This is a genomic window from Burkholderia sp. Bp9099 (assembly GCF_003857805.1).
In the GTDB taxonomy this organism is placed as follows: domain Bacteria; phylum Pseudomonadota; class Gammaproteobacteria; order Burkholderiales; family Burkholderiaceae; genus Burkholderia.
Window position 1 is genome coordinate 79,749 of record NZ_QTPU01000028.1, and the last position, 22,921, is coordinate 102,669.

At 64.2% G+C, this 22,921-nt stretch carries 20 protein-coding genes; 9 read left to right on the forward strand and 11 right to left on the reverse strand.

Annotated features, from left to right (window positions below):
- Nucleotides 1-286: 286 nt before the first annotated feature.
- The gene (locus DIE17_RS28680) at nucleotides 287-1,045 is read right to left on the reverse strand and encodes a TIGR00730 family Rossman fold protein (protein ID WP_044845264.1); all 759 of its coding nucleotides are present in this window, start codon (nucleotides 1,043-1,045) and stop codon (nucleotides 287-289) included.
- A 1-nt stretch (nucleotide 1,046) separates the two neighbouring features.
- On the opposite strand from DIE17_RS28680, the gene polA reads away from it, so the two are divergent.
- The 3 genes from polA to DIE17_RS28695 all read left to right on the forward strand — a co-directional run bounded on the left by polA (nucleotide 1,047) and on the right by DIE17_RS28695 (nucleotide 6,729).
- A complete protein-coding gene (gene polA, locus DIE17_RS28685; protein ID WP_124522662.1) occupies nucleotides 1,047-3,800 on the forward strand; it encodes a DNA polymerase I in 2,754 nt (917 codons plus the stop codon).
- Nucleotides 3,801-4,080: 280 nt separating this feature from the next.
- Complete coding sequence (locus DIE17_RS28690; RefSeq protein ID WP_124522664.1) at nucleotides 4,081-5,415, forward strand: NAD(P)/FAD-dependent oxidoreductase; 1,335 nt, start codon at nucleotides 4,081-4,083, stop codon at nucleotides 5,413-5,415.
- 438 nt (nucleotides 5,416-5,853) lie between these two features.
- Complete coding sequence (locus tag DIE17_RS28695; RefSeq protein WP_124921420.1) at nucleotides 5,854-6,729, forward strand: dienelactone hydrolase family protein; 876 nt, start codon at nucleotides 5,854-5,856, stop codon at nucleotides 6,727-6,729.
- Nucleotides 6,730-6,778: 49 nt separating this feature from the next.
- Here DIE17_RS28695 and DIE17_RS28700 read toward each other — a convergent pair whose 3' ends face one another.
- Both DIE17_RS28700 and DIE17_RS28705 read right to left on the reverse strand, forming a co-directional pair.
- Nucleotides 6,779-7,648 (reverse strand): sulfurtransferase, encoded by an 870-nt coding sequence (locus DIE17_RS28700; protein ID WP_124486430.1) that lies wholly within the window; start codon nucleotides 7,646-7,648, stop codon nucleotides 6,779-6,781.
- 116 nt (nucleotides 7,649-7,764) lie between these two features.
- Nucleotides 7,765-8,871: an aromatic ring-hydroxylating oxygenase subunit alpha gene (locus DIE17_RS28705; protein WP_044845269.1), complete on the reverse strand. Its 1,107-nt coding sequence runs from the start codon at nucleotides 8,869-8,871 to the stop codon at nucleotides 7,765-7,767.
- A 270-nt stretch (nucleotides 8,872-9,141) separates the two neighbouring features.
- Between DIE17_RS28705 and DIE17_RS28710 the strand changes: the two genes are divergently transcribed.
- The 4 genes from DIE17_RS28710 to folE2 all read left to right on the forward strand — a co-directional run bounded on the left by DIE17_RS28710 (nucleotide 9,142) and on the right by folE2 (nucleotide 13,265).
- Entirely contained in the window at nucleotides 9,142-9,435 is a 294-nt protein-coding gene (locus DIE17_RS28710; RefSeq protein WP_044845270.1) for an exodeoxyribonuclease VII small subunit, read from the forward strand.
- Nucleotides 9,432-10,316 carry a polyprenyl synthetase family protein gene (locus tag DIE17_RS28715; protein ID WP_044845271.1) on the forward strand — a complete coding sequence of 295 codons (885 nt, stop codon included), beginning with the start codon at nucleotides 9,432-9,434 and terminating at the stop codon, nucleotides 10,314-10,316. Before DIE17_RS28710 ends, DIE17_RS28715 begins: the two co-directional genes overlap by 4 nt.
- Before the next feature lie 80 nt (nucleotides 10,317-10,396).
- Nucleotides 10,397-12,301: a 1-deoxy-D-xylulose-5-phosphate synthase gene (dxs, locus tag DIE17_RS28720; protein ID WP_044845272.1), complete on the forward strand. Its 1,905-nt coding sequence runs from the start codon at nucleotides 10,397-10,399 to the stop codon at nucleotides 12,299-12,301.
- A gap of 154 nt (nucleotides 12,302-12,455) precedes the next feature.
- Nucleotides 12,456-13,265, forward strand: a complete 810-nt coding sequence (gene folE2 / locus DIE17_RS28725) for a GTP cyclohydrolase FolE2 (RefSeq protein ID WP_124921421.1) — start codon at nucleotides 12,456-12,458, stop codon at nucleotides 13,263-13,265.
- A 136-nt stretch (nucleotides 13,266-13,401) separates the two neighbouring features.
- On the opposite strand, the gene tsaD is transcribed toward folE2, so the two are convergent.
- The 4 genes from tsaD to DIE17_RS28745 form a co-directional block, all read right to left on the reverse strand.
- Nucleotides 13,402-14,442 carry a tRNA (adenosine(37)-N6)-threonylcarbamoyltransferase complex transferase subunit TsaD gene (gene tsaD, locus DIE17_RS28730; protein WP_124486427.1) on the reverse strand — a complete coding sequence of 347 codons (1,041 nt, stop codon included), beginning with the start codon at nucleotides 14,440-14,442 and terminating at the stop codon, nucleotides 13,402-13,404.
- A gap of 437 nt (nucleotides 14,443-14,879) precedes the next feature.
- Entirely contained in the window at nucleotides 14,880-15,188 is a 309-nt protein-coding gene (locus tag DIE17_RS28735) for a YciI family protein (protein WP_124522667.1), read from the reverse strand.
- A 12-nt stretch (nucleotides 15,189-15,200) separates the two neighbouring features.
- Nucleotides 15,201-15,845, reverse strand: coding sequence for an FMN-dependent NADH-azoreductase (locus DIE17_RS28740; RefSeq protein WP_124921422.1), 645 nt, complete (start codon nucleotides 15,843-15,845; stop codon nucleotides 15,201-15,203).
- A gap of 51 nt (nucleotides 15,846-15,896) precedes the next feature.
- Nucleotides 15,897-16,727, reverse strand: coding sequence for an alpha/beta fold hydrolase (locus tag DIE17_RS28745; protein ID WP_124921423.1), 831 nt, complete (start codon nucleotides 16,725-16,727; stop codon nucleotides 15,897-15,899).
- Between the two features lie 120 nt (nucleotides 16,728-16,847).
- Here DIE17_RS28745 and DIE17_RS28750 point away from each other — a divergent pair, with 120 nt between their 5' ends.
- Nucleotides 16,848-17,894, forward strand: coding sequence for a GlxA family transcriptional regulator (locus DIE17_RS28750; protein WP_124921424.1), 1,047 nt, complete (start codon nucleotides 16,848-16,850; stop codon nucleotides 17,892-17,894).
- A gap of 126 nt (nucleotides 17,895-18,020) precedes the next feature.
- Here DIE17_RS28750 and DIE17_RS28755 read toward each other — a convergent pair whose 3' ends face one another.
- The gene (locus tag DIE17_RS28755) at nucleotides 18,021-19,151 is read right to left on the reverse strand and encodes an MBL fold metallo-hydrolase (RefSeq protein ID WP_260439269.1); all 1,131 of its coding nucleotides are present in this window, start codon (nucleotides 19,149-19,151) and stop codon (nucleotides 18,021-18,023) included.
- Between the two features lie 20 nt (nucleotides 19,152-19,171).
- On the opposite strand from DIE17_RS28755, the gene DIE17_RS28760 reads away from it, so the two are divergent.
- Complete coding sequence (locus DIE17_RS28760; RefSeq protein WP_124921425.1) at nucleotides 19,172-20,065, forward strand: LysR family transcriptional regulator; 894 nt, start codon at nucleotides 19,172-19,174, stop codon at nucleotides 20,063-20,065.
- A gap of 180 nt (nucleotides 20,066-20,245) precedes the next feature.
- Here DIE17_RS28760 and DIE17_RS28765 read toward each other — a convergent pair whose 3' ends face one another.
- The 3 genes from DIE17_RS28765 to DIE17_RS28775 all read right to left on the reverse strand — a co-directional run.
- A complete protein-coding gene (locus tag DIE17_RS28765; RefSeq protein WP_124921426.1) occupies nucleotides 20,246-21,235 on the reverse strand; it encodes a dienelactone hydrolase family protein in 990 nt (329 codons plus the stop codon).
- A 136-nt stretch (nucleotides 21,236-21,371) separates the two neighbouring features.
- A complete protein-coding gene (gene hppD / locus DIE17_RS28770; RefSeq protein WP_124921427.1) occupies nucleotides 21,372-22,451 on the reverse strand; it encodes a 4-hydroxyphenylpyruvate dioxygenase in 1,080 nt (359 codons plus the stop codon).
- A 26-nt stretch (nucleotides 22,452-22,477) separates the two neighbouring features.
- A partial coding sequence (locus tag DIE17_RS28775; RefSeq protein WP_221624898.1) for an electron transfer flavoprotein subunit alpha/FixB family protein occupies nucleotides 22,478-22,921 on the reverse strand: 444 nt, incomplete at its 5' end.

Genomic DNA, 22,921 nt, shown 5'->3' on the forward strand with positions numbered 1-22,921 from the left:
CCGCACGGAAAAGGCGAGCGGCATTTGTTACGGCAGATTGACGTCAGGCCGGCCGGCTGGACCGATGGACGGCAGCGTGATTTGACAATGGTCGGTCCCGGGCGTGGCACGCGTCGAAGGCGTTGTGCGGCGCCGGCCGCCCGAATTTGACATTCGACGGTGCGTCGCCGCGTTGCGGGATTAACGCGGCGTTACAAAATGACGCGCGGCAGGTGGCGGAATCGCCATGCCTGCCGCGCGGGAAGCGGGATGCCGGCCGCGACGGCCGGCCATCGAGCCGATCGAATTACAGATAGAACATGCGGTCTTCTTCGGGCCGCGGCGGATGATCGTCGCCGTCCGCGCCTTCTTCCTCGCCGCTGTCCTCGTAGAACGCGAGCACGGCGTCGAGCACCTGGTCGGGATCGTCGATCACCTGCATCAGGTCCATGTCTTCCGGATTGATGAGGCCGTTCGGGATCAACTGGTCGCGGAACCATTGCAGCAGCCCCTGCCAGAACGTGCTGCCGACGAGAATGATCGGCACGAGGCGCGACTTCTTCGTCTGGATCAGCGTGAGCACTTCGGACAGTTCGTCGAGCGTGCCGAAGCCGCCCGGCATCACGATCACCGCGTCGGAGTTCTTCACGAACGTGACCTTGCGCGTGAAGAAGTGGCGGAAGCGCAGCGAGATGTCCTGGTAGTGGTTGCCGGCCTGTTCGTGCGGCAGCTCGATGTTCAGGCCGACCGACGGCGCCTTGCCGGCGTGCGCGCCCTTGTTCGCGGCTTCCATGATGCCGGGGCCGCCGCCGGAGATCACCGCGAAGCCGGCGTCGGACAGCTTGCGCGCGATCTGCACGGCCAACTTGTAGTGCGGCGTATCGGGCTTCAGACGGGCAGAACCGTAGATGCTGACGGCCGGGCGGATCTCCGACAGGTACTCGGTCGCCTCGATAAACTCTGCCATAATCGTGAACATCTGCCACGATGCGCGCGCCTTCTTGGCCGTCGCGCGTTCTTGATCTGCGAGCGAACGCAGACTCGGAATCACTTTTCTCTTGTTCATAATGCCTGAAGAACGAAATCTGGAAGGTAAGACCCTGCTATTGGTTGACGGTTCGAGCTATCTGTATCGGGCTTACCATGCGATGCCTGATTTGCGTGGCCCTGGCGGGGAGCCGACCGGAGCGCTCTACGGAATCATCAACATGCTGCGTCGTATGCGCAAGGAAGTCAGTGCAGAGTATAGCGCTTGCGTGTTCGATGCAAAGGGCAAGACGTTCCGCGACGACCTTTATGCCGACTATAAGGCAAACCGTCCGTCGATGCCGCCCGATCTTGCATTGCAGGTCGAACCGATTCACGGCGCCGTGCGCGCGCTCGGCTGGCCGCTGCTGATGGTCGAGGGCGTCGAGGCCGACGACGTGATCGGCACGCTCGCGCGCGAAGCCGAACGGCACGGGATGAACGTGATCGTGTCGACCGGCGACAAGGACCTCGCGCAACTTGTCACCGATCACGTCACGCTCGTCAACACGATGACCAACGAGACGCTCGATCGCGACGGCGTGGTCGCGAAGTTCGGCGTGCCGCCCGAGCGGATCATCGACTACCTCGCGCTGATCGGCGACACCGTCGACAACGTGCCCGGCGTCGAGAAGTGCGGGCCGAAGACGGCCGTGAAGTGGCTGTCGCAATACGACAGCCTCGACGGCGTGATCGAACACGCAGGCGAGATCAAGGGGGTGGTCGGCGACAACCTGCGCCGCGCGCTCGACTTCCTGCCGCTCGGCCGCAAGCTCGTGACCGTCGACACGGCCTGCGATCTCGCGCCGCATCTCGAATCGATCGAAGCGTCGCTGAAGAGCGACGGCGAAGCACGCGACCTGCTGCGCGACATCTTCGCGCGCTACGGCTTCAAGACGTGGCTGCGCGAAGTCGACAGCGCGCCCGCCGAAGGCGGCGGCGCCGATGCGCCGGAAGGTGACCCCGCCCCGGTGGTGGCCGCAGACATCGTCCGCGAGTACGACACGATCCAGACCTGGGAGCAGTTCGACGCATGGTTCGCGAAGATCGACGCGGCCGCGCTGACCGCGTTCGACACCGAAACCACGTCGCTCGACCCGATGACCGCGCGGCTCGTCGGCCTGTCGTTCTCGGTCGAGCCGGGCAAGGCCGCATATCTTCCGGTCGCGCATCGCGGTCCCGACCTGCCCGAGCAGCTGCCGATCGACGACGTGCTCGCGCGCCTGAAGCCGTGGCTCGAATCGGCCGACCGCAAGAAGGTCGGCCAGCACCTGAAGTACGACGCGCAGGTGCTCGCGAACTACGACATCGCGCTGAACGGCATCGAGCACGACACGCTGCTCGAATCGTACGTGCTCGAATCGCACCGCACGCACGACATGGACAGCCTCGCGCTGCGTCATCTGGGCGTCAAGACGATCAAGTATGAAGACGTGGCCGGCAAGGGCGCGAAGCAGATCGGCTTCGACGAAGTGGCGCTCGAGCAGGCCGCGGCGTATGCGGCCGAGGATGCGGACATCACGCTGCAGCTGCATCAGGCGCTGTATCCGCAGGTCGCGCGCGAGGCGGGCCTCGAGCGCGTGTATCGCGAGATCGAGATGCCGGTGTCGCTCGTGCTGCGCAAGATGGAGCGCACCGGCGTGCTGATCGACGACGCACGCCTGCAGGCGCAAAGCAGCGAGATCGCGACGCGGCTCATCGAGCTCGAGGGCCAGGCGTACGAACTGGCGGGCGGCGAGTTCAATCTCGGCTCGCCGAAGCAGATCGGGCAGATCTTCTTCGAGAAGCTGCAGTTGCCGGTCGTGAAGAAGACGCCGAGCGGCGCACCGTCGACCGACGAGGAAGTGCTGCAGAAGCTCGCCGAGGATTACCCGCTGCCGAAGCTGCTGCTCGAGCATCGCGGGCTGTCGAAGCTGAAGTCGACCTACACCGACAAGCTGCCGCGCATGGTGAATCCCGCAACGGGCCGCGTGCACACGAACTATGCGCAGGCGGTCGCGGTCACGGGCCGTCTCGCGTCGAACGATCCCAATCTTCAGAACATTCCGGTGCGCACGGCCGAAGGCCGGCGGATCCGCGAGGCGTTCATCGCATCGCCGGGGCACCGCATCGTGTCGGCCGACTATTCGCAGATCGAGCTGCGGATCATGGCGCACATTTCCGGCGACGCGTCGCTGCTGCGCGCGTTCTCGCAGGGCGAGGACATCCACCGCGCAACCGCCGCCGAAGTGTTCGGCGTGACGCCGCTGGAGGTCAATTCCGACCAGCGCCGGATCGCGAAGGTGATCAACTTCGGGCTCATCTACGGGATGAGCGCGTTCGGCCTCGCGTCGAACCTCGGCATCACGCGCGATGCGGCGAAGCTCTACATCGACCGCTATTTCGCGCGCTACCCGGGCGTCGCGCAGTACATGGAAAACACGCGCACGGTGGCGAAGGAGAAGGGCTACGTCGAAACCGTTTTCGGCCGCCGCCTGTGGCTGCCGGAGATCAACGGCGGCAACGGCCCGCGCCGTCAGGCCGCCGAGCGCGCCGCCATCAACGCACCGATGCAGGGCACGGCGGCCGACCTGATCAAGCTGTCGATGATCGCGGTGGACGACTGGCTCACGCGCGACCGGCTCGCGTCACGGATGATCATGCAGGTGCACGACGAACTGGTGCTCGAGGTGCCCGACGCAGAACTGTCGCTCGTGCGCGAGAAGCTGCCGGAAATGATGTGCGGCGTGGCGAAGCTGAAGGTGCCGCTGGTCGCCGAAGTGGGCGCCGGCGCGAACTGGGAAGAGGCACACTGACGCACCCCCGTGCGATTCCCGTTTCCCGCGGCATATTGTTGCAGGGATGCTGAATATCGAGATGGTTTGCTTGTGGTCAACGCGCAAGCTCCCGGACAATGCAAGTCAGTCAGGTCATTGTCGCGGGGGCAGCGCGCCCCGTGTTCCGGCATCGGACGCATCGAAGTGTTTCGAACTGCACATCGATGATGTCCGAACCGGTTAATCCAACGGGCGGCGCGAACGCATCGCGTCTGCCTCGTGCGGCGGCAGCAGTTTCGAATCGCAAAGGGGGAATCAGATGCATCGGATCATCATCGTAGGCGGCGGCGCAGGCGGCCTGGAACTGGCGACGCGGCTCGGCGACCGTTACGGCGCGCGCGGCAATCGTCCCGCACGTGCGCTCGTCACGCTCGTCGACCGCAATCCGACCCACATCTGGAAGCCGTTGCTGCACGAGGTCGCGGCCGGCAGCATGGACCCGTTCACGCAGGAGCTCGAATACGCGGCGCAGGCGCGCTGGCATGGCTTCGAGTTTCAGCAGGGCGAACTGACCGCGCTCGACCGCACGGCGAAGCGCATCACGCTGTCGCCCGTCAACGACAGCGACGGCGCGGAGCTGCTGCCGGCGCGCAACCTGGAATACGACACGCTCGTGATCGCGATCGGCAGCACGACGCACTTCTTCGGCGTGCAGGGCGCGGCCGAAAACGCGATCGCGCTCGATACGGTCGGCGAGGCCGAGCGCTTCCGCAAGCGCCTGATCGCCGCGTGCATGCGCGCCGAGCATCAGGCGCCGGCGCAGCCCGCGCCCGGGGCGGCGGCCGAACCGCGCATCCAGGTCGTGATCGTCGGTGGCGGCGCGACGGGCGTCGAGTTGTCCGCCGAGCTGCGCAATACCGCGCAGGTGCTGTCCGTCTACGGGCTGCACAAGCTCGACCCGCAGCACGACGTCGGCATCGTGCTGATCGAATCGGGGCCGCGGATTCTGCCCGCGCTGCAGGAGCGCGTATCGACGGCAACGGCCGAGCTGCTCGAAAAGCTCGGCGTGCGCTTGATGCTCGCCGAGCGCGTGACCGAAGTCGCGCCGGGTTTCGTGCACACCGCGAGCGGCAAGACGGTGCGTGCGGATCTCACGGTCTGGGCGGCCGGCATCAAGGCGCCGTCCGTGCTGTCGAATCTCGACGGCCTGCAGGTCAACAAGCTCGGCCAGCTCGACGTGCGCCGCACGCTGCAGACCTTCACCGATGACAACGTATTCGCGCTCGGCGATTGCGCGGCCTGCGTATGGCCCGGCAACGAGCGCAACGTGCCGCCGCGCGCGCAGGCGGCGCACCAGCAGGCGAGCTTCCTGCTGAAGGCGATCGGTTGCCGGCTCGACGGGCGTTCGCTGCCGGAATTCACGTATCGCGATTTCGGATCGCTCGTGTCGCTCGGTCATTTCAGCGCGGTCGGCAACCTGATGGGCGGGCTGATCGGCGGCAACATGCTGATCGAAGGGTTGTTCGCGCGCTTCATGTACATGTCGCTGTACCGGCTGCACATCGCGGCGCTGCACGGCTATCCGCGCATGATGCTCGATACGGTCGCGCATTGGCTGCGCCGCACGACGCTGCCGCGCGTCAAGCTGCACTGACGCGGCCGCACGTTCGTGCGCCGGGCGGGCAGGAAATGCGCATCGCGCGCATTTCCTGCCCGTTGTCGTTTCAAGTGCAGGGTGGTCGTGCGTTCGCGTGCCGGGCCTGTTTATTGCGCATCTCTATTGCGCGTCGTTTCGTGCCGACCCGCAAGCATTCGAGCGCGTGAAGGCGCTTGCCGCATGTGCGCCGCGGATGAACTTGCCGGGCCGGATCGCGGTTGTCGATACCGTTACGGACGCCGCCGGATTACGCCTTCGTAATCGAGTCTTACACATCTGACAGTTGACGTGACAACGGATTATTGGGCATCTTGTGCGGGTTTCCGCTTGCGGCGGAGTGTCAACCGCCGCGACATCCGCGCCGTCCGCCGGCGCGATGCCCCGTCAGGTCCAAGCCATGACCGTGACGGCGGCGCCCAATCGAGGAGTGCATTCATGTTGAAACCCGAAGTCGACAGCCTGGTTCCCCGTGTTCCGTTCTCGCGCCGCAAGTTCATGCAGGCCGCGCTGGGCGGCACCTTCGCGGCGGCCGTGCTGCCCGTGTCGGCGCAGACGATCACGACCGACAGCGCCGGGCTGGACGTCGACACCATCGAGATCCGCTCGGGCGACGCGAGCATCCCCGCGTATCGCGCGCAGCCGGTCGGCAAGACGAACCTGCCGGTCGTCATCGTGATCCACGAGGTCTTCGGCGTGCATGCGCATATCGCCGACGTCTGCCGTCGCTTCGCGAAGCTCGGCTATCTCGCGATCGCGCCCGACCTGTTCGCGCGCCAGGGCGACGTGTCGAAGTATCCGACCATCCAGGCGCTCGTCGACAACATCGTCAACAAGGTGCCGGACCGTCAGGTCACCGAGGATCTCGATGCGACCGTCGCGTGGGCCGGCAAGAACGGCGGCGACCTGTCGCGTCTCGGCGTGACGGGGTTCTGCTGGGGCGGCCGCCAGGCGTGGCTGTATGCGGAGCACAATCCGCACGTGCTGGCGGCCGTCGCGTGGTACGGGTTCGTCGAAGGCAAGACCGACGAGATGACACCGTTCAATCCGGTCGATCATGCGTCGTTGCTGAAGGTGCCGGTGCTCGGGCTGTACGGCGAGAAGGATACGAACATCACGCAGGCGGCGCTCGCGAACATGCGCAAGGCGATCCAGGCGAGCGATTCGAAGCTCGCGCGCCAATCGGAGATCGTCGTCTATCCGGATGCCGGTCATGCGTTCTTCGCCGATTACCGGCCGAGTTACGTGAGGGGCGATGCCGAGGACGGCTGGAAGCGCGCGATCGAGTGGTTCCACAAGTACGGCGTGATGTAAGCGACAAGGCGGCAGATGCCGCCGCCTCGTCGACGTGTCGCGCCGGTGCTTACGGGTTCGGGCCGGTCGCGATCGGCCGCGACGGATCGGCGCTCCATTCGCTCCACGAGCCCGGATACAGCGACGCACCGTGAAGCCCGGCGATCTCGAGCGCGAGTGCGTTGTGGCACGCGGTCACGCCGGATCCACATTGCAGGATCGCGTTGTTCGGTTCGGTGCCGGCCAGCAGCGCGGTGAACGTCTCGCGCAGTTCGTGGCCGGTCTTGAAGCGGCCGTCGGCAGCCAGGTTGTCCTTGAAGAACCGGTTGCGTGCGCCGGGAATATGGCCGCCGACACGATCGATCGTTTCGTTTTCGCCGCGATAGCGATCCGGCGCGCGCGCATCGATCACGACGCGCTGGGCCGACGTCACGTTCGCGAGCACGGCCGCCGCGTCGACCGTCGATTCGAGCGGGGCTGCCGCGCGGAAGTCGCCGGCGGCCGGGTGCGGCACGTCGGCGGTCAGCGGCTGGCCGGCTGCTTCCCATGCCTGCAGGCCGCCGTCGAGCACCGCGACGGAATCGTGCCCGAGCCAGCGCAGCAGCCACCACAGGCGCGCCGCATAGGCGCCGCCGTGTGCGTCATAGGCGACGACCTGCTGGCCCTGCTTGACACCGCGGCTGGCGAGCAGCGTGGCGAGCGCGTCGCGGGTCGGCAGCGGATGGCGGCCGTTCGTGCCGGTCTTGCGGCCGGACAGGTCGCGGTCGAGATGGAGATACTGTGCGCCCGCGATATGGCCGGCTGCGTAGGCGGCTTCGCCTGCGCCCGGATCGGCGAGATCGAAGCGGCAGTCGAACACGGCAACGCTGCCCGGCGCCGCGGCCAGGCGCTCGGCGAGATTGGTTGCTGAGATGAGCGTGGTGTAGTGGGTATGTGGCATGACGGCTCCCTGGAGTGCAAACGGCCTGATACTCCAAGTCTAAACAAAAAAAGACGGGCCGGAACCCGTCTTTTCATATGCCGAATGCCGTGCGGCGCGCAAGCACCGCGCGCAGGTCAGAGATCGCCGAGATGGCGGCGCAGGAACTCGTGGAAGTGCTGCATGCCGTCTTCCATCGGGCTCTGGTACGGGCCGACCTGCGATTCGCCGCGCGCCATCAGTGCACGGCGGCCTGCGTCCATCCGCATCGCGATTTCGTCGTCCTCGATGGCCGTTTCCATATAGGCGGCGCGCTCGGCCTCGACGAACTCGCGCTCGAACAGCGCGATTTCCTCGGGGTAGTAGAACTCGACGATGTTGGTCGTCTTCTGCGGGCCGCGCGGAATCAGCCACGACACGACGAGCACGTGCGGATACCACTCGATCATCAGGCCCGGGTAGTAGACCATCCAGATCGCGCCGAACTCCGGCGGCACGCCGTTGCGGAACTTGAGCACCTGCTCGTGCCAAGTCTTGTACGTCGCGCTGCCCGGTTTCGCGAGCGCGTTGTGCACGCCGACCGTCTGCACGCTGTACCAGTCGCCGAACTCCCATTTGAGATCGTCGCACGACACGAAGCTGCCGAGGCCCGGGTGGAACGGGACGACGTGGTAATCCTCGAGGTAGACCTCGATGAACGTCTTCCAGTTGTAATCGCACTCGTGCACTTCGACGTGATCGAAGTGATACTCGGAGAAGTCGAAGTGATGCTTCGTGCCGAGGTTCGCGAGATCGCGCGCGACGTTGCGGCCTTCGGCCTCGAACAGCAGCCCCTGCCAGTTCTGCAGCGGGCTCTTGCCGAGGTTCAGGCACGGCTTGTCGGGGAAGTGCGGCGCGCCGAGCAGCTGGCCTTCCAGATCGTACGTCCAGCGGTGCAGCGGACACACGATGTTCTGCGTGTGGCCGCGCCCGTTCAGCATGATCGCCTGCCGGTGGCGGCACACGTTCGACAGCAGTTCGATCTGGTTCGCCGGGTTGCGGACCAGCACGCGGCCTTCCTTCTCGGACGGCAGCGCAAAATAATCCCCCGCCTCGGGCACCATCAACTCGTGCCCGACGTAACGAGGTCCTTTCTTGAAGAGGGTTTCGATCTCGCGCTCGAGCAGCGCCTCATCGAAGTATGCAGTGACTGGAAGCTGGCTGTGAGCCGACTTCAACTGAAGCGCATCGCTCAGATTGGACATTCCCACTCCCGGTGTTAGCGTGAAAGCAGTGAACAACCCAACCATCGAAAAATCGATTTAGGGAAACGCGGAATTATACCCGGTTCGCCTCGCAAGGCTAGGATTAAGTGCCTGATTTGTGTCAATTTTTTGTCCGGCGGCGATCGGGTGGCGCACAATGTGTGTCGAAGAAGGGGCCCGAATGCGTGCCCGGGTGCCAAGTCGGCAGGTCGGAAAATTCTCTTTTGCCGTAGAATGTCCGACTTGTTTTGAAATTTGACACCCTCGTCCATGGCGAAAACCGCATCCCAAGGCGCCACCCCGCCCGGCAATGGCACCGAACCGTTGCCGGACAACTATGAAACGGCGCTCGCGGAACTCGAGACGCTGGTTGCCCGGATGGAAGGCGGCACGTTGAGCCTCGAGGATTCGCTCGCTGCGTATCGCCGCGGTGCGACTCTCGTTGCGTTTTGCCAACAGCAGCTCGAGAAGGTGGAACAGCAGGTTCGCGTGCTCGACGGCGCGACGCTGAAGCCGCTTTCGTCCGGAACGGCCGCCACGGACGGCGAAGACGACGATCTATGACATTCGAACAATGGATGCGGTCCGTGCTCGACCGTGTCGAGGACGCACTCGGCCACTATTTGCCGGCTGACAACGTGGTGCCCACGCAACTCCACGAAGCGATGCGCTACGCGGTCCTCGGCGGCGGCAAACGCGTTCGCCCGCTGCTGTGCCATGCAGCAGGCGAACTGACCGGCGCGACCGAAGCGGCGCGCAACGCGGCAGCGGCGGCGCTGGAGATGATCCACGTCTACTCGCTCGTGCACGACGACATGCCGTGCATGGACGACGACGCGCTGCGACGCGGCAAGCCGACCGTGCACGTGCAGTACGACGAGCCGACGGCGCTGCTGGTCGGCGATGCGCTGCAGTCGCAGGCTTTCGTCGCGCTGACCGACGCCGCCGCGCTGTCGCCGGTGCAGCAGGCCGCGCTCGTGCGCGAGCTGGCGCTGGCGAGCGGCTCGATCGGCATGGCCGGCGGGCAGGCGATCGACCTGGCGAGCGTCGGCCTCAAGCTGACGCGCGAGCAGCTCGAGACGATGCACCGGATGAAGACGGGCGCGCTGTTGCGCGCGGCCGTGCGGATGGGCGCGCTGGCGGGCGACACGCCGTCGGCGGAGGCGATGGCCGCGCTCGACGTCTACGCGGGGGCCGTGGGTCTGGCCTTCCAGGTCGTCGACGACATTCTCGACGTCACGACCGATTCGGCGACGCTCGGCAAGACGGCCGGCAAGGATGCGGCGAACGACAAGCCGACCTACGTATCGATCCTCGGCCTCGACGCGTCGCGTGAGCTCGCAGCCCAGCTGCGCGCCGAAGCGCATGATGCGCTGAAACCGTTCGGCGCACGCGCACAGCGTCTCGCCGAACTTGCCGACCTGGTGGTGAACCGGGTCAGCTGACGCGAAGCCCGCCGCTGCGCACACGCTACGGTGCGTGCAATAGAATGCGGGCGCGTTTGATTTCCTACAATGGAACGACGATGTACGACTTGCTGAAAACCATCGACGACCCGGCGGATCTGCGCCGCCTCGATCGTCGCCAACTCCAACCGCTCGCGGATGAACTGCGCGCGTTCGTGCTCGACAGCGTGTCGAAGACGGGCGGCCATCTGTCGTCCAACCTCGGGACGGTCGAGCTGACGATCGCGTTGCACTACGTGTTCAACACGCCGAACGACCGGATCGTCTGGGACGTGGGTCACCAGACCTACCCGCACAAGATCCTGACGGGCCGCCGCGACCAGATGCATTCGCTGCGCCAGTACGACGGCATCTCGGGTTTCCCGCGCCGCAGCGAGTCGGAATACGACACGTTCGGCACCGCGCACTCGAGCACGTCGATCTCGGCGGCGCTCGGGATGGCGATCGGCAGCCAGCTGAACGGCGACGACCGCTTCTCGATCGCGGTGATCGGCGACGGCGCAATGACGGCCGGCATGGCGTTCGAGGCGATGAACAACGCGGGCGTGTCGGAGGATGCGAAGCTGCTCGTGATCCTCAACGACAACGACATGTCGATTTCGCCGCCGGTCGGCGCGCTGAACCGCCATCTCGCGCGCCTGATGTCGGGCCGCTTCTACGCGGCCGCGCGTGCGGGCGTCGAGCGCGTGCTGAGCGTGGCGCCGCCGGTGCTCGAACTCGCGCGCAAGCTCGAGGAGCACGCGAAGGGCATGGTCGTGCCGGCCACGCTGTTCGAGGAGTTCGGCTTCAACTACATCGGCCCGATCGACGGTCACGATCTCGATTCGCTGATCCCGACGCTGCAGAACATCCGCGAACTGCGCGGCCCGCAATTCCTGCACGTGGTGACGAAGAAAGGCCAGGGCTACAAGCTCGCCGAAGCGGATCCCGTGCTCTATCACGGCCCCGGCAAGTTCAACCCGGCGGAAGGCATCAAGCCGTCGGCCACGCCTGCGAAAAAGACTTATACGCAAGTATTCGGCGAATGGCTGTGCGATGAAGCCGAGCGCGATACGCGCGTCGTCGGCATCACGCCCGCGATGCGCGAAGGCTCGGGCATGGTCGAGTTCGAGAAGCGTTTCAAGGATCGCTACTACGACGTCGGCATCGCCGAGCAGCACGCGGTGACGTTCGCGGGCGGCCTCGCGACCGAAGGGCTGAAGCCCGTCGTCGCGATCTACTCGACGTTCCTGCAACGTGCGTACGACCAGCTGATCCACGACGTCGCGCTGCAGAACCTGCCGGTCGTGTTCGCGATCGACCGCGCGGGCCTCGTCGGCGCCGACGGCGCGACGCACGCGGGCGCATACGATCTCGCGTTCATGCGCTGCATCCCGAACATGACGATCATGGCCGCGTCCGACGAGGACGAGTGCCGCCAGATGCTGCACACGGCGCTGCAGCAGCCGAACCCGACCGCGGTGCGCTATCCGCGCGGCGCGGGCACCGGCGTGCCGACGGTCAAGGAATTCACCGAGATCCCGCTCGGCAAGGGTGAGGTGCGTCGCCGTACGTCGCAGCCGGAAGGCAAGCGCGTCGCGATCCTCGCGTTCGGCACGATGGTCGCGCCGTCGCTCGCGGCGGGCGAGGAGCTCGACGCCACGGTCGCGAACATGCGTTTCGTGAAGCCGGTCGATGCGGCGCTCGTGCGTGAACTCGCCGAGACGCACGACTACCTCGTCACGGTCGAGGAAGGCTGCGTGATGGGCGGTGCGGGCTCGGCCTGCGTCGAAGCCCTGATGGAGAGTGGGGTTATCCGACCCGTAATACAATTGGGCCTCCCTGACCAGTTCATCGATCACGGTGATCCCGCGAAGCTGCTGTCGCAATGCGGCCTCGACGGCGCGGGCATCGCGAAATCGATTCGCGAACGCTTCCTGAGCCCGGCGGCCGATGTCGCCGATCAGGCGAAGCGCGTCGCATAAGCTGGCGCCGCCTGCGGGCGGCGTCGGTGCGACTGGCGCAACCGGTCTACATTGATGCGGAAAACATGGGCCTGCGGGCCCATGTTGCTTTTCCGGCTGCCGCGTGACGCGGCGTGCGCGTCGTCGAACGCGCGGCTTACAAGGATTGAACAAGATGAACCAGATGAATCCCGCCTTCGTGATGCCCGACGTGCAGAGCACGGTGGATACCCGCCAGATTCCGATTCAGCGCGTGGGCGTGAAGGCGGTCCGGCATCCGTTGACGGTGTGCACCGAGAGCGGCGACGTGCAGCCGAGCGTCGGCGTCTGGAATCTCGACGTGCGCCTGCCTGCCGATCAGAAGGGCACGCACATGTCGCGCTTCGTCGCGCTGCTCGAAGAGAACCGTGCGCCGCTGACGGTCGAGCGCTTCCGCTCGATGCTCGCGTCGATGCTGGAGAAGCTGGAAGCCGAGGCCGGCCGCATCGAGGTCACGTTCCCGTACTTCGTGAACAAGACGGCGCCGGTGTCGGGCGTGCAGAGCCTGCTCGACTACGAAGTGACGCTCGCGGGCGAATGCCGCAATGGCGAAACGCGCCTGTTCCTGAAGGTGCTCGTGCCGGTGACGAGCCTGTGCCCGTGTTCGAAGAAGATTTCGCAGTACGGCGCGCACAACCAGCGCTCGCACGTGACGATCGATGCCGAACTCGCAGCCGACCTGCCGGTCGAGGCGCTGATCCGCATCGCGGAAGAAGAGGCGTCGTGCGAGCTGTGGGGCTTGCTGAAGCGTCCGGACGAGAAGTTCGTGACGGAGCGCGCGTACGAAAACCCGAAGTTCGTCGAGGATCTGGTGCGCGACGTCGCGCAGCGTCTCGACGCGGACGAGCGCGTGATCGCCTACGTGCTCGAAGCCGAGAACTTCGAATCGATCCACAATCACAGCGCGTATGCGCTGATCGAGCGCGACAAGCGACACGCTGCGTAACGTCGGGGCACTGCGGCGCTGCGGCGCTGCGTCGACTTGCCGCTGCAATGAAGAAGGCCGCTCGAATCGAGCGGCCTTCTTGTTTTCCGTCCGGCGCGTGCGGGTGTGCGAGCGACGTTGCGCAGCGCCGCGCGACTCAGCGTGCGAGCGACGCGAGATCCCAGCGTGGCTTCACCGTGAACGCGTAGTCCGCATTCGCCTGCTCGGGCCAGCGGCCGAGCCGCAGTGCGCCGGCAAGCGCGATCATTGCGCCGTTGTCGGTGCAGAGCGCGAGATCGGGGTAGTGCACGTCGAAGCCGCGCTTGGCCGCGGCGGCCGACAGCGCCGAGCGCAACTGGCGGTTCGCACCGACGCCGCCCGCGACCACGAGGCGCTTGAGCTTCGTCTTCTTGAGCGCGGCGAGCGATTTCGCGACGAGCACGTCGACGGCTGCGTCGACGAAGCCGCGCGCGAGATCGGCCTTCGCGCGCTCGAGCGCAACGCCCTCCAGCTTCGCCGCTTCGAACTTCTTCATCTGCGTGAGCACGGCCGTCTTCAGGCCGCTGAAGCTGAAGTCGAGATCGCCCGAATGCAGCATCGGGCGCGGCAGCACGACCGCGCCCGGCGTACCCGTTTCCGCGAGCTTCGACACTTCCGGGCCGCCCGGATAGCCGAGGCCGATCAGCTTCGCCGTCTTGTCGAACGCTTCGCCGGCCGCGTCGTCGAGCGTCTCGCCGAGCGTCTCGTACACGCCGACGTCGGTCACGCGCATCAGTTGCGTGTGGCCGCCCGACACCAGCAGCGCGATGAACGGGAACGGCGGCGGTTCGTCGACGAGCAGCGGCGACAGCAGGTGGCCTTCGAGGTGATGGATGCCGACGGTCGGCTTGTTCCATGCGAGCGCGAGCGCGTTCGCGATGCTCGCGCCGACCAGCAGCGCGCCGGCGAGGCCGGGGCCTTGCGTGAATGCGATCGCGTCGATGTCGTCGCGGCGCGTGCCGCTTTGCGCCATGACTTCCTCGAGCAGCGGCAGCGCGCGGCGGATGTGGTCGCGCGACGCGAGCTCGGGCACAACGCCGCCGTATTCGCGGTGCATCGCGATCTGCGAATGGAGCGCGTGCGCGAGCAGGCCGCGCTGCGTGTCGTAGAGCGCGAGGCCGGTTTCGTCGCAGGAGCTTTCGATGCCGAGAACGAGCATGGGTCAGGGCGGGGCGCGCTGCATCGAGCGCGCCGCAGGAAGGTAAACGTAACCGCAAATTATAGCAGGGGATGGCCGGCCGCCGCCGGGTGCGGCCCGGGCGCGCTAGCTGAAGACGAGCCGAATCTCTGCCGCGCTGGGCGTGTAGACTGTTCCAGTTCTGCCCCTTCCAGCCCGTCAGGGAGTCTCGGGTACGCCGGTTCATGAATCTGAGTCATCGATACTGTTTTGGTCCTGGCAGGCTCCACAGACTGGTTAGTTTGATCAGCGCTTAGGTGGATCGAGATGCCCTGACAGCCCAGATGCGGCGAGGTCGGCATGGCTCGTGCGCATGATCTGGCAGATGGCGCTGTGGCGATGCGTTGGTCAGCGTCAGGATATGATCCTACGGCGCTGATCTGGATGCCTGCGCGAACACGCGCCGAAAACGGAGCCAATCATATCGACCAGGCGCCTGCTGCCCAGTTTGCAGGAAAACCCGCCGCACATATGGCAGGTTCGCAGCAGTGAGCATCGAACGTGGCCAGCCCGTGAATATGGAATGGGTCTTCGGCAATCATTTTCTCGATATCCCGTGGTTGGCCCGCATACGCGAGCACGAATCCGCCGTTTTCTTCATGCAGCGGGCCCGCGGCAAGGATATTTCCCGCCTGTGCGTATCTGACGAGCCATGCCTTGTGAGCATCGAGATGCGCCTGGATTTCTTCGATGGGACGGACGTAGCCGAGCTTGATGGCGAACAGCATAAGCGACCCCTGTTACTGGATGGTTTGCTCACCGGACGTGCGCACGTTGACGAGTACCTCGGTCAGGGACGCCATGGCGAGTGCGATGCCCTCGTCCCGGGCAGCTTGACCTTTCGACGCCCCCTCTGCTCGTACGAACCGGACGTCGGTGATGCCCAGGAAACCGAAGAACGCCTGCAGGTAGCTTTCCTGGAAATCCATGTGTGCGAGCGGCGCTTCCGCGTAAAACCCACCGCGCGCCGAGGCTACGATCACCTGCTTGCCGCCCGCCAGGCCGACCGGGCCGTTTTCGGTATACCGGAACGTGCGCCCGGCCTGGGCCACACGATCAAGCCATGCTTTCAACTGACTCGGTACCGAAAAGTTGTACATCGGCGCACCGATGACAATGACGTCGCTCGCTAGAAACTCCTTGACGAGTGCTTCGGACAGCTCATGTTCGTGCGCGGTGGCGTCGTCGAGAGCACCGACGTCGATCTGGCGAAATCCTGCTGCGATTGGGCCGCTGAGATGCCGGATTTCGTCACGGACGAGATCACGATACGTCACATGCGCCGATGGATGCTGCGCCCGGAGAACAGCTGCCACGGCCGCGGACAGCTCTCGCGTGATGGAACTGTTGCCGAGCATGCTCGAATCGAGATGAAGGATATTCATTGAAGCCTGCCTGTCAGGGGAGGAGTGAAGCGCGTCGAAACGCGCCGGAATTCATTGCGATGCCTTCCGGGCGGCCAGATCGATCAGCCTCGCGACCTCGTCCGGGTGAGATAGCATCGACATGTGGCTGGAGCGAATCGACCTGACCGTTGCCCCGATGTGCTGCGCAATGGCTTGCTGCACGGCGGGCTTCAGCGCATTGTCGTTGGTGGTTCGCAGATACCAGACAGGCTTGTCGTGCCAGGCCGCGTGCTGGATCTTCCCGGTGAAGCAGGCCGCCGCGACAGGCTGTTGAACCGATGCCAGGACGCGAGCCTGTTCGAGCGGAATGTCCGCCGCCATGACGTGCTGAAACGCTCGCGCATCGTCGAGCCAGATCAGCCCGTGGGCGTCCGGTGCGAGGCCGGTCATCGGCGCGTGGAGGCGTTGCAGAAGGTCGGCGACGGACTCGCCGTCGTCCGGTACCAGCGCGGACAGATAGACCAGGCCTTTCACATTGGCGGCATTGCCGGCCTGCGTGACGACCGCGCCGGCCCAGGAGTGGCCCACCAGCAGTACGTCGCCGGTTTGCCGATGCAGGACGCTTTCGGTGGCGGCAACGTCGTCTGCGAGCGAAGTGAGAGGGTTTTGCACAGCAGTGACGCGGTAACCCATGCGCTGTAGCCTGACGATCACGGGGCTCCAACTTGATCCGTCCGCAAAGGCGCCATGCACGAGGACAATGTTGCGCACAGCCGGCGCCGCAGTCGCTGCCGCATGAGCCGTCGTCAGCGTCGCCGTGAAGGTTACGGCAGCAACCAGTCGGCTGAACCATGCGGACCGACGGCGCGCGCGTCTCTGAAAGAGTGAGACCGGACAGTCGTGAAGGAATGGGAATTTCATGTGAAAGCGAATCGTTGAGGGGACGTGCCAAATTTATCCGGCTTCAGTGAACCGTTGCAGGTGGCAAACTCGCCAACATTCATGCAAAATTCGCCACCCCCCTGAGACACGGAGCGCGCCGTGCGCATAGGAATCGTTGCAGTCGAAGGCAGCCTGCTCTCCGCCATCAGCGGCCTTGCCGACCTGTTCTGGATGACGGAGCAAGCGTTACGCGCACCGCCTGCCGACGCGTCATATGACCTGCCCGGCCGAGCCCTCCCAACCTTCGAGACCGTCATCGCAAGCGCGGATGGGAAGGGCCTGCGCGATCCGCAGGGCCGGCTGATTCCGATCGATGCCTCGTTTCGGGAATTAACGCAATGCGACGTGGCGCTTGTCACCGGTATGGCACTGGGGCCGGACCGGCTACCCCCTGTATCCGCATCGATCGGCCACGCGGCAACGTGGCTGCAAGAGCGTCATCAGGCCGGTGCGCTGGTGGGCGCTGCGTGTGCAGGTACCTTCGTGCTCGGAGAGGCCGGCTTGCTGAACGGCAGGCGCTGTACGACCACGTGGTGGCTCCACCATGCGTTCAGGCAGCGGTTTCCCAAGGCACGCGCGGTGTGGGGCACGGCAGTGGAAGAGCAGGATCGGATCGTGACGACAGGCGGTCCGCTCTCATGGGTCGATCTGGCCTTGCACGTGATCAGGCGCGAGGCAGGGCCCGATGTGGCCCGTCTCGCCGCAGATATCTCCGTGGCCGACAGCTTGCCGCTGCCGCAACTGGTTTATGCGCCCCGCGGGTTCGTCAACGCTACTGACCCGCTGCTTCTGCAAGCAGAGCAGATCGTTCGCCATGCCAGCCCTGGATTGACCGCTGAAGCGCTGGCGAGCGCGCTGAGTCTCAGTGAACGGACACTGCACCGGCGGCTGAAGCGCTTGACCGACGAGTCACCCAAAGGGTTCATTACCCGCGTGCGGATCGAAATGGCTTGCGTGTTGCTCGAGCGGCCTGGAGCAAGCATTAAGCAGGTAGCACTGCAATGCGGCTACAGTGAGGAAACGTCGTTTCGGCGTGCCTTCAGCCAACTCACCGGCATGACGCCAGCCGACTACAGGCGCTGGTCAGATGGGCGGAACGTCAGGCGTCTACCCAGTCCCCACGCACTCGAGGCCAGCGGCGATTGAGGCCGCGGCTGTCGTGCCTGCAACGATGGCGGCGCTATTCGACTGGAGCCTCGCTGACGTTGCGCATCCCTGTCCTCAAGTAAGCCATTACGTCGGCGACCGCTGCGTCGCGCGCGTGCGCGCTCCTTAGCCAATAGGAATCAATCGATAGCCGTCCTGTTCTCGCGCCAAGTGGCCCAAAGCCGGAAATGGAAAGTGGAATCCTTGAATGAGCATCCCTTCCGCTACGGCCCGGTCATACAGTTTGATTCGTGCTTGCTGTGCCATCTCAGGATCCATGTCCGTGGCTCCGTGCCAGTGCGGATGGCGGATGAATAGCGCTGGATGTGTGGTCACGTCGCCTTGAATGACCACCTTATCGGCGCCAGATTCGACGACGAAGGACGTATGTCCCGGCGTGTGACCGTGTGTGGCCATGGACGTGACGCCCGGTGCAACCTCTGTGTCCGGCTCGAATGTTCTGACTGAGTCGCCGAGAATTCCGAATATGCGGCGTGCACGCTGGAAATTCGCCATTGTGGCTTCCGATTCCGCTCGAGCCATGTTTGCGTCGTTCAGCCAAAACGCGTATTCGGCAGCAGGTACCCAGATTTCGGAATTCGGAAATGCCGCGCGGCCATCTGCTGTCACCAGTCCACCAATGTGATCGGCATGGAAATGCGAGATCAATACCCTGTCGACTGCGGCCGCATCGTAGCCGGCCGCTTCAAGGTTGGTATGGAACTGTCCGCCGACGCCGTTGCTCTGTCTGAAGGCCGCTTCCCCGAGCCCGGTATCAATTACGATCACGCGCCCATTAGTCTTGAGGACGACGGGGGTGAACGTTAGCGTAATGGTGTCTGTCGGCAAACGAGCCGCCTGCAGTGCGCGGACGACGTCCGCTGGCGGAACATTCGAGACGAAGTTTTCTCGACGCGGAAAGCTGTTGGCGCCATCGGAGACGGAGAGCATCTCGATCTTCCCGACAGTCCGCTGGAATACTCCGGGTATGGGTGCGGTCATGGCCGGCGACGAAGCCTCGCGAGCCGTTGCGTATTTCCCCGGCGCCAGCGTCGCGACTGCGGCTGCTGCGGTTCCTGCGAGGAAAGTTCGACGCGAATGATTTGTCATGGCTGTTACGTCCGTGGTGGTTGGAGACCAGACGATGTGCGGGGAATATCGCTCGTCATCTGTTAAGTCTTGAACACCCTCATTTTGCGGGTTTACACCATTGAATTGCAGATATAAATAAGTAAAACAGTTATATTGGCAAATCATGAAACCGGGGCGGGAAACACATGAACCGAGATGACCTAATCGACCTGAATGCCTTCGTCGCTGTTGCAGAGGAAAGGAGTTTCACGCGCGCCGCAGCGCGCCTGCTGACGTCGCAGTCCGCTCTAAGCCACACTTTGCGGCGGCTTGAAACGCGGCTCGGTGTTCGTCTTCTGACGCGCACGACACGGAGCGTCGCGTTGACTCCGGCAGGCGAAACCTTCTTGCAGGGACTGAAGCCGGCTTTCGAAGCCATTGACCTGACACTTGGTACTGTCGGCTCTCTACGGGAAAGCCCCCGGGGCACTCTCCGCATCACTACTCCGCGGCATGCCGCGGTTAGCGTGTTATGGCCTGTGCTGCAGAAATTCGTCAGAGACTACCCGGACATACAAGTCGAGGTGAACATTGACGCGGCTTTCCGAGACCTCGCGGACGATCGATTCGATGCCGGTATCAGGCTTGGGGAACTGGTGGCGCCAAACATGGTTGCGGTAAAAATCGGACCTGACCTCCGCCTGGCGATCGTGGCCACGCCCGGCTACGTTGCCCAACGCGGCATACCTACCCATCCCCATCAGTTGGCCCAGCACGCCTGCATCAATTTTCGCCTGCCCGGCTCAGGGGCGCTTTATGCCTGGCAATTCAAAAAAGGCCGACAGGAAATGAAAGTGCGCGTTGAAGGACCTTTGACTTTCGATGACCCGGACATGATCCTGGCGGCTGCGGTGGACGGGCAGGGTGTTGCCTGCCTCGTCGAAGACCATGCTGCCCCGATGATTCGCGATGGTCGTCTCGTCCGTCTTCTGGAGGATTGGTGTTCACCCTTTTCCGGCTACCATCTCTATTACCCAACCAGAAAGAACAATTCTGCAGCGTTCCGCTTGCTGGTTGACCGACTGCGCACTCAGCCCTGACATTCTTCAGTGGCCGGCAGTCTTCCGCGCGTTGTGAATTCCGTGCTTGCCAGAATGACAAATTCGTTTGCCCGACAGGCCAGTTGTCAAACTGGCGGAACGTAAGAAGCCTGACGCCCCCAAAGCATGCGAGGTGGCCGCCATTGACGCTGCGGCGAGCCTGATTGCCGCGACGACGGGCTAGTTGCCCGGCGCGTCGCCGCCGCTACCCAGCACTGTCTTGAGATACGCCATCACGTCTACGATTGCCGCGTCGCGCGCCTGCGCATTGCCTCCAACGTGGGGGTCGGTCTGAACGCAATCGTCGTGAAAGGAAAAGGGTGAACCGGTGGCCTCGTTCATCAGTTCGCCGCTTTCGTTTTCGACGATACGGCACGCCCGTACCGTTTGCGCGCCCTTTACGACGACAGTGGGCATCGCGTACGGCATGTCGAACGCATGCGATGCGTGCGGAAAAACCGTCATGGTGGCGTCTTTGCCGGCCTGTTGCAGCCGCTCGAAGTATGCGGCACAGGCCGGCGCAGGGTCGTAATCGTCGTCTGCCCCATGGAATTCGCGGATTGGCCCGTTGACGTCGGTGTCCTCGCGATAACGGGTCATGCAGTCGGGATAGAAAGGCATATAGGCGCGAAAGCGAACACCAGACGTATTCCACAGGCGATTGAGTCGCGTCATGGCGGCGTAGAGCGTTGCCTGTCCACCTCTCGAAAAGCCCATCAGCATGATCTTGTCCGGATCGACGCGGGAATCATGCGAGAGCAGGTCCAGCGCCCGATATGCGTCGAGAACGAGGTTCAGCCGACCAAGCTGCGATTGATCCTGGCTGGTGGACCTGATCCCGCGGCCGGTGAATCCATCGATTGCGAATGTCCCGATACCGTTCTCGTTGAACGTGCGCTCCCACATTTCGATGTTCGCGCCCATTCCGCTCGAACCATGAATCAGCACCACTACCGGCTGTCTTCCCGTGTGCTTCGCGAGGCGCAGGATGCCGGCTACCGTCACGGCCTTTCCATTCTTGTTGCCGGTCAGCATCTGACTGTCGGTGAGGGTGAGTGAGGAAATCTGGTGGACCTCGACGTGTGCGGCCATGTCGGAACTGCTTCGCGCGTGTGCACACTGCGCGGCAATCCATAGCGCGGCGACGAGCAGCGCTTTGATGAGCTTCATTGATGCGTCTCCAGGATGACGGGCTGACGGCTGCGCTGCCTCAAGCGCCCGATTCTTTTGATTACTCCGTGGCGGTCGCGTATCGCCGGCCGGGCAGCCCGAGACAAACGCTCGGCGCCGCCCGCGCTCGATGTCGTCAATGTCCGGTTTGCAGCGTGCCCCGCGCGATTTGATCGCGTTCGAGTGACTGGAACAAAGCCTTGAAGTTGCCTTCGCCGAAACCGTCGTCGCCTTGTCGCTGAATGAACTCGAAAAACACGGGCCCCAGCAGCGTTTGAGAGAAGATCTGCAGCAACAGGCGTGGCTTTTCATCTGCCGTGCTGCCGTCCAGCAGGATGCCGCGCGTCTTCAACTGATCGACCGGCTGGCCATGCCCCGGCAATCGTGCTTCCAGCGCGTCATAGTAGAAATCGTTGGGCGCGGTCATCAACGGCACACCGGCGAACTGCAACCGGTCGATCGTGTCCACGAGGTTATCCGTAGCGAGGGCGATATGCTGTATTCCTTCGCCGTTGAACTGCATCAAGAATTCCTCGATCTGTCCGCTGCCGCGCGACGACTCCTCGTTGAGCGGGATGCGAATTTTGCCGTCAGGCGCTGTCATCGCCCGCGAAGCGAGGCCCGTGTACTCGCCCTGTATATCGAAGTAGCGAATCTCGCGGAAGTTGAAGAGCTTCTCGTAGAATCCGGCCCAGTGCGCCATTCGGCCGCGGTAGACGTTGTGCGTCAGATGATCGATGCGCGTCAAACCGTGCCCGACCGGATGTCGGTCAACACCTTCGATGAACGAAAAGTCGATGTCGTAGATGGACTGGCCATCTTCGAACCGGTCGATCAGGTAGATCGGTGCGCCGCCGATGCCGCGAATCGCGGGGAGCCGCAGTTCCATCGGCCCAGTCGGAATGTCGACGGGCTGGGCGCCCATTGCAAGGGCGCGATCGTAGGCACGGTGGGCATCGCGGACGCGGAACGCCATCCCGCAGGCGCTCGGACCGTGCTCAGCAGCGAAGTACGCAGCCTGGCTTTGTGGCTGACGGTTGACGATGAAATTGATATCGCCTTGTCGGTACAGCAACACGTCTTTCGAACGATGGTGCGCAACCAGCGTGAAACCGAGTTTTTCGAACACGGTTTCGAGGATGCCGGGAATAGGGGACGCGAATTCGACGAACTCGAATCCCGTCAGCCCCATTGGGTTCTCAAAAAGATCAGTCATTTTGCTTCTCCGCGAAATGTACAGGGTCAGGCCGCGTTACTGCAGAGTTCGCCGACGAGCTCCGGCACCAGAGAGAACAGATCGCCGACGAGGCCGTAGTCGGCCACGCTGAAGATCGGCGCTTCCGGATCCTTGTTGATCGCGACGATCACCTTCGAATCCTTCATGCCGGCCAGATGCTGGATCGCACCCGAGATGCCGACCGCGATGTACAGCTGCGGTGCGACGATCTTGCCGGTCTGGCCGACTTGATAGTCGTTCGGCACGTAGCCGGCATCGACTGCCGCGCGCGATGCGCCGAGTGCCGCCGACAGCTTGTCGGCCAGCGGCTCGAGAACCTTCGTGTAGTTCTCGCCGCTGCCCAGGCCGCGGCCACCCGACACGATGATGCTTGCCGACGTCAGTTCCGGACGGTCCAGCTTCGTCACTTCACGGCTCACGAACTGCGACTTGCCTGCGTCCGCCGCGGC

Coding starts and splice junctions, on each gene's coding strand:
- DIE17_RS28680 (WP_044845264.1), bottom strand. CDS start 1,045: ATGAACAAGAGAAAAGTGATTCCGAGTCTGCGTTCGCTCGCAGATCAA.
- polA (WP_124522662.1), top strand. CDS start 1,047: ATGCCTGAAGAACGAAATCTGGAAGGTAAGACCCTGCTATTGGTTGAC.
- DIE17_RS28690 (WP_124522664.1), top strand. CDS start 4,081: ATGCATCGGATCATCATCGTAGGCGGCGGCGCAGGCGGCCTGGAACTG.
- DIE17_RS28695 (WP_124921420.1), top strand. CDS start 5,854: ATGTTGAAACCCGAAGTCGACAGCCTGGTTCCCCGTGTTCCGTTCTCG.
- DIE17_RS28700 (WP_124486430.1), bottom strand. CDS start 7,648: ATGCCACATACCCACTACACCACGCTCATCTCAGCAACCAATCTCGCC.
- DIE17_RS28705 (WP_044845269.1), bottom strand. CDS start 8,871: ATGTCCAATCTGAGCGATGCGCTTCAGTTGAAGTCGGCTCACAGCCAG.
- DIE17_RS28710 (WP_044845270.1), top strand. CDS start 9,142: ATGGCGAAAACCGCATCCCAAGGCGCCACCCCGCCCGGCAATGGCACC.
- DIE17_RS28715 (WP_044845271.1), top strand. CDS start 9,432: ATGACATTCGAACAATGGATGCGGTCCGTGCTCGACCGTGTCGAGGAC.
- dxs (WP_044845272.1), top strand. CDS start 10,397: ATGTACGACTTGCTGAAAACCATCGACGACCCGGCGGATCTGCGCCGC.
- folE2 (WP_124921421.1), top strand. CDS start 12,456: ATGAACCAGATGAATCCCGCCTTCGTGATGCCCGACGTGCAGAGCACG.
- tsaD (WP_124486427.1), bottom strand. CDS start 14,442: ATGCTCGTTCTCGGCATCGAAAGCTCCTGCGACGAAACCGGCCTCGCG.
- DIE17_RS28735 (WP_124522667.1), bottom strand. CDS start 15,188: ATGCTGTTCGCCATCAAGCTCGGCTACGTCCGTCCCATCGAAGAAATC.
- DIE17_RS28740 (WP_124921422.1), bottom strand. CDS start 15,845: ATGAATATCCTTCATCTCGATTCGAGCATGCTCGGCAACAGTTCCATC.
- DIE17_RS28745 (WP_124921423.1), bottom strand. CDS start 16,727: ATGAAATTCCCATTCCTTCACGACTGTCCGGTCTCACTCTTTCAGAGA.
- DIE17_RS28755 (WP_260439269.1), bottom strand. CDS start 19,151: ATGATTTGCCAATATAACTGTTTTACTTATTTATATCTGCAATTCAAT.
- DIE17_RS28760 (WP_124921425.1), top strand. CDS start 19,172: ATGAACCGAGATGACCTAATCGACCTGAATGCCTTCGTCGCTGTTGCA.
- DIE17_RS28765 (WP_124921426.1), bottom strand. CDS start 21,235: ATGAAGCTCATCAAAGCGCTGCTCGTCGCCGCGCTATGGATTGCCGCG.
- hppD (WP_124921427.1), bottom strand. CDS start 22,451: ATGACTGATCTTTTTGAGAACCCAATGGGGCTGACGGGATTCGAGTTC.